The organism is Edaphobacter sp. 4G125, from assembly GCF_014274685.1.
Lineage (GTDB): Bacteria > Acidobacteriota > Terriglobia > Terriglobales > Acidobacteriaceae > Edaphobacter.
This window is the reverse complement of the sequence record NZ_CP060393.1, coordinates 911,445-922,500: the sequence shown is the minus strand read 5'-3', so window position 1 is coordinate 922,500 and position 11,056 is coordinate 911,445. Positions and strand designations below refer to the sequence as shown.

Here is an 11,056-nt window from a genome sequence, read left to right as displayed (position 1 = left end):
CTTGAAGATCTCAGCCGCGTACTTCGCGCCTTCTGTCTGCTCCTGCTCGACGGACATCACGTTCTTGCAGGGCGGAGGAACCCGAAAGCGGGCCCATGCCGCCTGTGTTGTCCCCGCAAGCAGGATCCCTACCGTCATCACCAGCCGAGCTGTATATCTGTTTCGCAGCATGTCTCAACCACCTTCTCGTATCAATCCCTGCAAACCTGCAACAACTACATCCCTGCCTGGCCAAACGACTCTGGCTTTGCGATCACGCCGAGATCGGCCATTCCATTTACGAAATACTGTACTGCCAGCGCAACCAGCAGCAAACCCATGATGCGCACCAGGATGCGGATCCCCGTCTCTCCCAGGGCGCGCGCCACTTTATCCGAGTTACCGAGCACGAAGTAGCAGATCACCGCCGTAATAAAGATGGATGCAAGAATCGCCACCATCTGCCATTTCGTCTGGGCCTGCCCCACCAGCACCATCACGCTGGCAATTGCGCCTGGTCCCGCAAGCATTGGGATTCCCAACGGGACGATGCCCGCATCCTCCTTGCTGGCCGCCTCCTCCGCGTCTCCACTGGCCTCCTGCGTCGGTGAGCGCTTGGCCTCGAGCATGTCCAGCCCAATCAGCAGCAGAATCACGCCACCCGCAATCTCAAACGCCGGCAACGTAATCCCAAACATTCGAAAGATGTACTGGCCTGCTAAGGCAAACGCACTCAGAAAGATCAGGGCCGTCAACGAGGCCTTACGCGCCATCCGTCTGCGACGTGCGGTGCTAGAACCCGCTGTCACCGCCAGAAACGTGGGCAACGCTGCAAAGGGATCGACCAGAAAGAAGATCGAACTGAGCGCCAGCACGGAAAACCGTACATAAACTGAGTGCTGCAGACCATAGAAGCTCACCGGAGAATGCGGCTCAAAGATCACCATCACATTCTTTCATGGGCGCGATTCCCTGCCGCTTCAAAAATGCATCTCAAAACAACCAATCATCATGCCCAATCAGCGTAACTAAGGATCGAATTCTCTCTAATGACCTGCCAGGGAGTAATCGTATTTCAACGCTCGAATACCGGTTTTCTTTGAATTTTTCCCTATTCTCATGGGACGAAGCTCCTTCAAACGCTCTCCGGCTGCCGCTATAATGGAATCTCTACGCGAGGAGCCCACATGCCCATTCAAACCACAGCAAACATCTGGCATAACGGACAGTTGATCCCCTGGGACAAGGCCCAAATCCATGTGATGAGCCATGTCGTCCATTACGGATCCTCTGTTTTTGAAGGAATCCGCTGTTATACCCAGCCCAAAGGCGCAGGTGTCTTCCGCCTGCAGGAGCACATGCAGCGCCTGGCCGACTCGGCCAAGATCTACCGCATGCCTCTGCCCTACACGGTTGAGCAGCTCTCCGTAGCAGTCGTCGACGTCATCGAGGCCAACGGGATCGCTCCCTGCTATATCCGCCCCATCGCCTTCCGTGGTTACGGCGAAATCGGCGTCAATCCGCTACGTTCTCCTATCGACGTCTACATTGCGAACTTCCCCTGGGGCAAGTATGTTCCTGGAAACGAAGGCGCCGATGTCTGCGTCTCTTCGTGGTCGCGTCTGGCTCCCAACACCATGCCCTCGCTCGCGAAGGCTGGAGCCAACTACATGAACTCGCAGCTCATCCGCATGGAGGCCGAGGTCAATGGCTACTCCGAGGGCATTGCGCTTGATGTGAATGGTTATCTCTCCGAGGGTTCGGGCGAGAATCTCTTCCTGGTGCGCAATGGAGTCCTCTACACCACTCCTCTGGCAAACTCAGTCCTTAGCGGAATCACCCGCAACTCAGTTATCACGCTGGCGCGTCAACTGGGAATCGAGGTTGTCGAGCAGGCGCTTCCGCGCGAGCTTCTCTACATCTGCGACGAGGCATTCTTCACCGGAACCGCTGCAGAAGTTACGCACCTCCGCTCCGTCGATCGCATCCTGGTCGGCGATGGCTCGATGGGCCCGATCACCTCCGCTCTGCACGAGGAGTTCTTCGGCATCGTGAACGGACTGAAGGAAGATCGCTACAACTGGCTAACGCCGGTCAATGTCAAGGTAGCGGAACCGGTCGGCGTATAAGCAAACACGGTCCTATAGCAGAAGAGGCAGCCCAATGGGTTGCCTCTTTGTGTTTAACTTTGCTGATCGATCGCCCCCGTGAGCCTACGATGCTGTCTTCGCGTACGACGCTTTTCTCTCTACAATCAGCCGTTGACGTTCTCTTGTGGGCATCGCCAGCACGTCCCGCGTGCGCTTCGGTAGTTTTGCGGAAATCAACGCGTGTGCAGCCTGCATCTCTTCCTTCCATTCGTCCTGACGAAACACGCCCCATCGTTCGACTGCGACCCAGTATGCTCGTGCAAGATATGGCGCAGGCCGAATCCCTTCTCTTTCCAGAAGCTCGGGATATCGCTCTGGTCCAGCGGCGTAGGAAATCACGGCCATTCCATCGCCCTCCAGGTTCACCAGAGCAAACATCTTGCCGCCGATCACCTTATCACCGACCCAGAAGACCAGCTTGGCGCCCCACTGCATGGTCTCGGTTACATGCGGCATCTCCAGCAACAGCTTGCGCATTTGTTCGGCATCCATGCCTCTGAGTATAGGCAGGACCTCCGTGGATCTTCGGAGCAATCTTTATACTGAAAGAGATCATGCCGACATTTCCATCCGTTGAAGACCAGCTCGATCTCATCGCCAAAGGTGCAGCCGAGATCATTCCCATGGAGGCTCTCAAAGAGCGCATTCAGCAGTCCATCGCCACCGGTAAGCCCATGCGCATCAAGGCAGGCTTCGACCCCACGGCCCCTGACCTCCACCTCGGACATACCGTACTGATCCGCAAGCTGCGTCATTTCCAACAGCTGGGCCATACTGTCATCTTTCTCATCGGGGACTTCACCGGCCTCATCGGCGATCCCACTGGCAAGAGCCAGACTCGCAAACTTCTCACCCAGGAAGAACTCGACGCGAATGCCGCAACCTACAGGGATCAGGTCTTCAAGATTCTCGATCCCCAAAAGACTGAAGTTCGCTATAACTCTGAGTGGTTCAACAAAATCGGCGCAGCCGGAATGATCAAACTCGCCGCCAAATTCACGCTCTCCCAGATGCTGGAGCGCGAAGACTTCCACGGCCGCTTCGACGCCGAACAGCCTATCCACATCCACGAACTTCTCTACCCCATGGTGCAGGGGTACGACTCGGTCGCGCTCGAATCCGATGTCGAGCTCGGCGGCACCGACCAGAAGTTCAACCTGATGCGCGGACGCGATCTACAGCGTGACGCCGGTCAACCGCCCCAGATCGTCCTCATGATGCCCATCATTGAAGGCCTCGATGGCGTACAGAAGATGTCCAAGAGCCTGAACAACGCTATCGGGATCCACGAACCGCCCGCCGAGATGTACGGCAAGCTCATGTCCATCTCCGACGAGCTCATGTGGCGCTACTACACCCTTCTCACCGATCTCTCGCAACGACAGATCGACGAGATGAAGGCCGATGTGACCTCTGGCGCGCTTCATCCCATGCAGGCAAAGAAGAACCTCGCCCACAGCATTACTCGTGATTTCCACTCGCAGGAGGCAGCCGATGCGGCAGCAGCTAATTGGGCTACGCAGTTCCAGCAACGCGCTGTGAGCGAGGATGTCCCTGTCGTTCAAATCGCACGGGACACCGATGGCCTCGTTGCTCCCGAGGGGGATGCTATTCGTCTGCCAAAACTGCTCCAACTCACCGGACTGGCTGCATCTACTGGTGAGGCGACTCGCAAACTCAACGAAAACGCCGTAAGCATCAATGGAACAAAGTTCTCCGAACGAGCGATCTCGCTGGAGACTTTGGGTTCTAATCCAGTACTACGATTGGGAAAACGCGCTGTGCGGGTTGAATGGGTTTAATCACAACTCTTCGACTTGGAATTATTTGAAGCAAAATTTGCAACTCCTATAACTCCAGAGCGTCCAAAACCTTACTGATGAGTGGCTCATGGAAGGCTGAGTACATTCCGTTGCTCTCAGGGCGGCGTTTCCTGATCACCGGTGCCAACAGTGGCATCGGGTTTTACGCCGCACTGAAACTCGCGCGCAAAGACGCGGAGCTGATTCTCGCCTGCCGCGACCCACAGAAAGCGGAAGCTGCTCTGGCTCGTCTTCGCGAAGAAGCTCCCGGAGTTCGCGCTGAAGTTGCAACACTCGATCTCGCATCGCTCGCCTCCGTTCGTGATTTTGCAGCAAAAGAACTGGAACGTCGCCGCCCCCTGCACGTTCTCATCAACAACGCTGGAGTTATGGCGGTTCCGCAACGCACTCTCACCCCTGATGGATTCGAGATGCAATTCGGAACCAACGTGCTGGGCCACTTTGCCCTGACGGGGCTCCTCTGGCCCGCGCTCGAACAGGCAGCAAAGGAATCCGCCGCTCCACCCCGCGTCGTAACCATTGCCTCGATTGCCCACAAACGCACGCTACTCAACCTGGAAGATCTTCACTCGGCGAAGGAATACTCTCCCCTGCGCGCTTACCAGCAATCTAAGCTGGCAAACCTGATGCTTGCGCTGGAGCTGGGTCGTCGCCTTCGTGCGGCAGGTTCCTCAATCCGGAGTGTTGCAGCACATCCCGGCGTCGCCTCCACGGCTCTCTTCCGTACAGAAGGACGTTCCACTCTGATCAAGGCCCTTCGCACTGTAATCGGATACGGAATCAGCACCTTTCTCAACGACGAAGCAGAGGGGGCTCTCCCCACACTCTATGCTGCAACCTCACCCGATGCGGCGAACGGCGGCTACTACGGGCCACAAGGATACGACGAGATGCGTGGAGAGGTCGTTGGGCCAGCAAAGATCGCTCCTCATGCCAAAGATGAAGCGTCCGCCGCTCGTCTATGGGAAGAATGCCGCCAGATGACCGGGGTCAATTTCCCATAGAGAGTTCCAGCGCACGCAATCGTTCTAGTTCACTTCTATACGCCAGTCGATGGATTTTTACCGCTTAGCCAGACATCGTCGAAATGATGCCAGTGAGCATAGATGAGAAATATCTCAAGCAGAGCAGCAAACAACCCTGGACCGATGTCCTTTGGATCCATGGTGATGTGATACAGCAGAATAATGACAATGATTGGGCCAAGGATGGTGAGGGCCACGCCGATATAACGTCCGATCAGCAGCAGGACTCCTGCAATCACGTAAAGTATGCCGATAAACGTAAACCATCCATACTTGAACATGATCCCCATCAGCGTTCCGGCGTCGCCAGGCGGCAACTGCATCGGCAAGAAGTGGAAGAAGGTATTGAGGCCGAAGACGGTAAATATAAGCCCCAGCAAGATACGAGCGATGAGCACGGCGATCTTCACGAAGCAATTCTCCTTGCAGGTGAACTGGACTGCGTAAGACGGCGAAGCAAGAGTTGCACCATCATAGAGGATTTCAGTAGCGTCAGCGTATGGAAAAGTTAGCCGAAGAGGGCGTTTCGCTCTCGCTCTCCGGAAAAGTGGCTCTGATTACAGGCGGTTCGCGAGGCATCGGTGCGGCCGCGGTAAGGATGTTCCGTCAGGCTGGAGCCAGGGTTTTCTTCAACTACCGCTCTGCACAGGAACAGGCCCTTTCTCTGGCTGCGGAATGCGGCGGTACTGAGCTTTGCCAATGCGCTCAACAGGAGCTGGCATCTCCGGCTGACGGTGCAACTTTGGTTCGCTCCGCAGTACAGGCCTTCGGCAGATTGGACTGCCTCGTCGTCAATCACGGTGTATGGCCTCCTTACGACGTTCCCATAAGTTCCATGAGCGACGATCAATGGCGCTCCACGCTTGCAATCAATCTCGACAGCACCTTCGGCCTGGTGCGTGCAGCCGTCGCCCAGATGCAGCAGCAAACACCTATTACAGGAGCCCGTGGGCACATCGTTCTGGTTGCTTCGACCGCTGCCCAACGCGGCGAGGCCTTTCATGTCGACTACGCCGCCAGCAAGGGAGCGTTGGTCAGTTTGACGAAAAGTCTCTCCAGCGAACTGGCCGGCGATGGAATTTATTGCAACTGTATTGCCCCGGGCTGGGTTGATACCGAGATGTCCGCCGCTGCCCTCATGCACCCAGAGACGTCAAAAAAAGTGCTGGCCACGATTCCCCTCGGTCGCGTTGCACGGCCCGAAGAAATTGCTGGCCCTATCCTGTTTTTATGCACGCCACTGGCGGGATTTATCTCAGGCGAAATCTTCAACGTCAACGGCGGCGCCGTGCTGGTGGGTTAACTGGAGTGATGATGAAATCTTTTGTTGCCTTGCTTGTCCTACTCGGATTCCTGATCCCCTCTGCTCTTTACGCACAGGCCAGCGCAATTCCAAGCGCGGCTGTGTCAGAACCTAAAGGCTCAACCCAAGAGCAGGTAGGAAAGAAGTTGCTCGACGAGATGGTCGAAGCCCTTGGAGGCGAAGTATGGCTGAACCGGAAGGACATGCAGGTCTCCGGTCGTACGGCAGCTTTCTACCGGGGAGCCCCCAACGGCACGGTCATCGAATACACCGGCTGGCGACGCTTTCCCGATGCAGCTCAGAGCGGAGCCGAACGTATCGGCTTTCTGACTCCTAAAGGCATGATTGTGCCCGGTAAGAAAATCGATGTCGTACAGATCTGGACCAACGGCAACGGCTACGAAGTGACCTACAAAGGGAAGACCACCTTGCCGAAGGACCAGGTGGCTGACTACTACCGACGGCAAGACCACTCCATCGAGAGCATCGTGCGCAACTGGATTAAAGCCCCCGGCGTCATGATCCTCGCTGAAGGAACCACTATGGTCGAGCGTCGAATCGCCGACAAAGTCTCTGTTCTGAGCGCCAACAATGATGCCGTCACTCTCGAGCTGGACGCCACGACCCACCTGCCCCTGCGACGCACCTTCCGGTGGCGCAACGAAACGTTCAACGATTTCGACGAAGAAGCGGAGACTTACGACGATTACCACACTGTCCAGGGGATTCCCACGCCTTACAACGTTACCCGTTATCGGAATGGCGACATGGTCAACCAACGCTTTTTGACCAAGGTGACCTACAACCAGAACCTATCACCCGACCTGTTCAATCCAGACAACCTGCTCAAAAAGAAGTAACCGGCTATCCCGCGTTTACCGGTTACCCCGCATCCTCCCGCGATCCGCGGTTTATACTCAGGGCTGTCATGACTGAATCGACTGAAACTTCTACGCTCCCGGCAGCCGAGACGCCGGAGGCGAAGCAGACCATGGACATCCTCGAGATCATGTCCATCCTCCCCCACCGCTACCCCTTTCTTTTAATTGACCGTGTGGTCGAGATCGAGCGGAAGCAGCGCATCGTCGCCATCAAAAACGTCTCGTTCAACGAACCTCAGTTTCAGGGCCACTTTCCCGACTACCCCATCATGCCCGGCGTCCTCATGGTCGAAGCCATCGCCCAGGCCGGCGGAGCCCTGCTGCTGACTGAGATTCCTGATCGCGACAACAAGTTGATGGTCTTCACCGGGATCGACTCCGCAAAGTTCCGGAAACCCGTTGTTCCTGGCGATCAGGTCCGCATTGAGGTCAAGGTATTGAATTGGCGTTCCACCGCAGTGAGGATGCAGGGTACGGCGACCGTCGATGGCAAGGTCGTCTGCGAGGCCACCGTCATGTGCGCTCTGGTTCCACGTGCTGCAAAGAAAGCCGAGGCCTAGCCCACGTGAGTATCCACCCGACTGCGATCGTTGCACAAGGGGCTGTGATCCCGGAGAGCTGTACGGTGGGGCCGTTCTGCACGATCGGACCGAACGTCGTGCTCGGCGAGCGCTGCGAACTGGTCTCTCACGTTGTACTGGATGGCCACCTGACCATAGGAGATGACAACCGCGTTTTCTCCTTCGCTTGCCTCGGAATCGCTCCGCAGGACCTGAAATACAAAGGCGAGCCGACCCAACTTGTAATCGGCGACAAAAACGACATCCGTGAGTACGTCACCATCTCGCGTGGCACCGAAGGCGGAGGCGGAGTTACTCGCATTGGCTCCGGCTGCCTAATCATGGCGTACACGCACATTGGGCACGATTCAATCATCGGGAATGGCGTAATTCTGGCGAATGCAGCAACACTCGCCGGCCACGTCACAGTGGAGGACTACGCCACGGTCGGCGCGTTGAATCCCGTCCACCAGTTCTGCACGATTGGAAAGTACGCTTATGTCGGTGGCGGAACGACCATCACGCAAGATGTGCTGCCTTATTCGCTAACCAGCATCGAACGGAACAACCACGCCTACGGGATCAACAAGGTAGGGCTCGAGCGCAAGGGATTCACCCCTGAAGAGATCAAACAGCTACGCGCTGCCTATAAGTTGCTGCAAGCCTCAAAGCTCAATACGACCGATGCTCTTGTTGCCATCCAGGAGAAGGTTGCCTCAGGTGAGTTTGGAGAAAAGGTCGCTTATCTCGCCGACTTCATCGCAAAGAGTGAACGCGGAATTATCAAATAATCCGTCATGCTTGCTCCAACGCAGACGATATCCTAAAGCTATGGTGACGAATGAGCGGTTGGGGCTGATTGCAGGCAACGGCCGCTTCCCTTTTCTCCTACTTGACGCTGCGCGTGCTCACGGCTTGACCGTGATTGTCGCCGCCATCAAGGAAGAGACTGATCTGGCCATAAACGCACGGGCTGCGGCCGATCCCAATGTGCGGGTCCATTGGATGTCGCTCGGCGAGCTCTCGCGTCTGATTGAGACCTTTCATGCCGAAGGCGTAAGCCGTGCCGTAATGGCAGGGCAGGTGAAGCACAAGCAGATCTTCTCCAGCATTCGTCCGGACTGGCGGCTGGCCAAACTCCTGCTCAACCTGCGCACGCGCTCGACTGACATGTTGCTAGGCGCAGTCGCCAAAGTGCTGAGCGACGAAGGCATCGAGCTGATCTCCTCCACGCAGTTCCTGGAGCCGCTGTTGGCCAAACCGGGCGTACTCACCCGGCGCCCCCCTGACGAGCAGGAGCAGAAAGACATCGTCTATGGGCGTACCATCGCTCGTGCTATCGCCGGCTACGACCTTGGCCAGACCGTCGTCGTAGCTGCACAAGCCTGTGTTGCCATCGAAGCCATGGAAGGCACAGATGCCACGATTGAGCGTGCAGGATCTCTCTTTCGCACCCTGGACATCGAAGATGCCGTACGCGAACACAGCACCGAAACTACCACGTTACGACGCTCGCTCACTGTGGTTAAAGTCGCCAAACCCAACCAGGACATGCGCTTCGATGTCCCTGTCGTTGGTGTTCCCACCATCCAGACCATGCAGCGGGCCGGAGCTACCTGCCTTGCTCTGGAAGCGGGGAGAACGCTGATGTTCGATCCCGCCGCCATCGTGACCGCAGCCGACCAGGCCGGTATCGCCATCGTGGCGGAATAAGCCATTCGTCACCTGAGGAGTAAAATTCTTGTTGCGCGAGGGTGGCTGCTCGCGTCAAACCGACAGGCATTCGTCTACAAGCTCGTGCTTACAAAAGGGGAACGAAGATGCGCAAAGGAATGTGGATCGCAGTAGCAGTGGCTCTGGTTGCAACGTGCGGGTTCAAGATACAGGCACACGCCGCAACCGACGAGGTACAGGCGGGAGCAACCGCCCCGAACTTTACTCTTCCCTCGCAAGAGGACAAACCAGTCAGTCTGAGCGACTACAAGGGCAAATGGGTCGTGCTGTACTTCTACCCAAAGGACCAGACGACGGGCTGCACCATTGAGGCCCATAACTTTCAGCGCGACATGCCAAAGTATGACGCTGCAAACGCCGTTGTGCTGGGTGTAAGCCTCGACACCGTTGAAGGTCACAAAGCATGGTGCGCCAAGGATACCTTCAGCTTTAAGCTGCTTGCCGATCCCGATCACAAGGTGGTCGACGAATATGGCGTTCCTGTGATGACGCATGGAGACATGAAGTTCGCCAGCCGACAGACATTTTTGATCTCTCCCAAAGGCAAGGTTGTAAAGGTATGGCCTAAGGTCGATGTGCAGAAGCACAGCGAAGAGGTTCTGGCAGAGATCGCAGCCAATAAGAAGTAAATCCAGGCAGGAATTATGTTTTGAAGAATTAATTCCTCCAGACGCAAAAAGGCCCGGGCGCTCACGAGGAGCAGACCGGGCCTTTTTGCTTGCCTTTAGTAAATCGTGTTTACTTCTTGGCTGCCTTCTTCACAGCCTTCTTGGCCGCCTTCTTTGCAGGAGCCTTCTTGACGGCCTTCTTCACGGCCTTCTTAGCTGCCTTCTTCGCAGGGGCCTTCTTTACAGCCTTCTTCGTTGCCTTTTTTGCTGCTTTCTTCGTTGCCAAGTGAGTAGTACCTCTCTTCGTTGATTTTTTACTGCTTACCGAGACCTTGTTGCGAGTCGCCTTTTTCAAGACGACTTTCTTCCCGCCGCGCTGGGTCCCGGCCTTCTTCGCGGCAGATCTTGTCGGAGCGGATTTCTTCACGCTCTTCTTGGCGGATTTCTTCGCAGGCACCTTCTTCGCCGCTTTCTTTCCAGCAGCTTTTTTGACTGCCTTCTTCGCAGGGGCCTTCAAAGTCTTCTTCGCCGTTGTCTTCTTTCCCGCGGCCTTCTTTGCAGGAGCTTTTCTGGCCGCTGGCTTTTTCACTTCCCGTACAGGCTCGCTAACCGGAATCACCGATTCGCGAACCGCAGGAGTATAAGGAGCTGTTGTCGTTGGAGGCGCAGCAAAGATCCTTGCGTCTTCGGCGCGATCTTCATCCTCGATCTCTTCACCAAAGAGACCACCCCGCCCTCCACGACCGAGATCATCGTCATCATCATCGGAAGAGATGAGTACCTCTTCCTCTTCTTCATCTTCGAGAAAACGGCGGCCAAGATCGTCGTCATCATAATCATTCTCGTCGGCGGCCGCTGCATAGAACCTGATTGTTTCATCCTCAAACATCATGATCACTCATCCTCTGGCTGCTTTGACTTATCCCTGCCGCAATCTCTTCTCTCATTCGTGCAGATGAAAGATTCACTTTCAATCCTGGCACGAGATTCTAG

At 56.1% G+C, this 11,056-nt stretch carries 14 protein-coding genes (1 of these 14 running past the window's edge); 9 read left to right on the top strand and 5 right to left on the bottom strand.

The features are described 5' to 3' along the window. Positions 1 to 171 carry the 5' portion of a M48 family metallopeptidase gene (locus tag H7846_RS03750; protein ID WP_186695199.1) on the bottom strand. The gene continues 1,323 nt to the left of window position 1, outside the view, so only the first 171 of its 1,494 coding nucleotides appear in the window; it begins with the start codon at positions 169 to 171; its stop codon lies off the left edge, out of view. Positions 172 to 215: 44 nt separating this feature from the next. Then, positions 216 to 926, bottom strand: coding sequence for a MarC family protein (locus H7846_RS03745; protein WP_186695198.1), 711 nt, complete (start codon positions 924 to 926; stop codon positions 216 to 218). Between the two features lie 240 nt (positions 927 to 1,166). Between H7846_RS03745 and H7846_RS03740 the strand changes: the two genes are divergently transcribed. Continuing rightward, positions 1,167 to 2,108 (top strand): branched-chain amino acid transaminase, encoded by a 942-nt coding sequence (locus H7846_RS03740; protein WP_186695197.1) that lies wholly within the window; start codon positions 1,167 to 1,169, stop codon positions 2,106 to 2,108. An 84-nt stretch (positions 2,109 to 2,192) separates the two neighbouring features. On the opposite strand, the gene H7846_RS03735 is transcribed toward H7846_RS03740, so the two are convergent. Beyond that, positions 2,193 to 2,621, bottom strand: a complete 429-nt coding sequence (locus tag H7846_RS03735; RefSeq protein ID WP_186695196.1) for an MmcQ/YjbR family DNA-binding protein — start codon at positions 2,619 to 2,621, stop codon at positions 2,193 to 2,195. Between the two features lie 62 nt (positions 2,622 to 2,683). Between H7846_RS03735 and tyrS the strand changes: the two genes are divergently transcribed. Next, positions 2,684 to 3,931, top strand: a complete 1,248-nt coding sequence (tyrS, locus tag H7846_RS03730; protein WP_186695195.1) for a tyrosine--tRNA ligase — start codon at positions 2,684 to 2,686, stop codon at positions 3,929 to 3,931. A gap of 77 nt (positions 3,932 to 4,008) precedes the next feature. Further along, positions 4,009 to 4,956, top strand: coding sequence for an SDR family oxidoreductase (locus H7846_RS03725; RefSeq protein WP_186695194.1), 948 nt, complete (start codon positions 4,009 to 4,011; stop codon positions 4,954 to 4,956). A 35-nt stretch (positions 4,957 to 4,991) separates the two neighbouring features. On the opposite strand, the gene H7846_RS03720 is transcribed toward H7846_RS03725, so the two are convergent. Beyond that, a complete protein-coding gene (locus H7846_RS03720) occupies positions 4,992 to 5,387 on the bottom strand; it encodes a DoxX family protein (protein WP_186695193.1) in 396 nt (131 codons plus the stop codon). Positions 5,388 to 5,476: 89 nt separating this feature from the next. On the opposite strand from H7846_RS03720, the gene H7846_RS03715 reads away from it, so the two are divergent. The 6 genes from H7846_RS03715 to H7846_RS03690 all read left to right on the top strand — a co-directional run bounded on the left by H7846_RS03715 (position 5,477) and on the right by H7846_RS03690 (position 10,084). Continuing rightward, positions 5,477 to 6,280, top strand: a complete 804-nt coding sequence (locus tag H7846_RS03715) for an SDR family NAD(P)-dependent oxidoreductase (RefSeq protein WP_186695192.1) — start codon at positions 5,477 to 5,479, stop codon at positions 6,278 to 6,280. Between the two features lie 8 nt (positions 6,281 to 6,288). Further along, positions 6,289 to 7,140, top strand: coding sequence for a hypothetical protein (locus tag H7846_RS03710; RefSeq protein WP_186695191.1), 852 nt, complete (start codon positions 6,289 to 6,291; stop codon positions 7,138 to 7,140). A gap of 68 nt (positions 7,141 to 7,208) precedes the next feature. Next, complete coding sequence (fabZ, locus tag H7846_RS03705; protein ID WP_186695190.1) at positions 7,209 to 7,721, top strand: 3-hydroxyacyl-ACP dehydratase FabZ; 513 nt, start codon at positions 7,209 to 7,211, stop codon at positions 7,719 to 7,721. A gap of 5 nt (positions 7,722 to 7,726) precedes the next feature. Next, positions 7,727 to 8,512 carry an acyl-ACP--UDP-N-acetylglucosamine O-acyltransferase gene (gene lpxA / locus H7846_RS03700; protein WP_186695189.1) on the top strand — a complete coding sequence of 262 codons (786 nt, stop codon included), beginning with the start codon at positions 7,727 to 7,729 and terminating at the stop codon, positions 8,510 to 8,512. A gap of 40 nt (positions 8,513 to 8,552) precedes the next feature. Next, the gene (locus tag H7846_RS03695) at positions 8,553 to 9,434 is read left to right on the top strand and encodes an LpxI family protein (protein ID WP_186695188.1); all 882 of its coding nucleotides are present in this window, start codon (positions 8,553 to 8,555) and stop codon (positions 9,432 to 9,434) included. Between the two features lie 107 nt (positions 9,435 to 9,541). Next, positions 9,542 to 10,084: a peroxiredoxin gene (locus tag H7846_RS03690; RefSeq protein WP_186695187.1), complete on the top strand. Its 543-nt coding sequence runs from the start codon at positions 9,542 to 9,544 to the stop codon at positions 10,082 to 10,084. A 109-nt stretch (positions 10,085 to 10,193) separates the two neighbouring features. Here the strand turns inward: H7846_RS03690 and H7846_RS17890 are convergent, their stop codons facing one another. Continuing rightward, positions 10,194 to 10,955, bottom strand: coding sequence for a hypothetical protein (locus H7846_RS17890; protein ID WP_222597543.1), 762 nt, complete (start codon positions 10,953 to 10,955; stop codon positions 10,194 to 10,196). Positions 10,956 to 11,056: the final 101 nt, after the last annotated feature.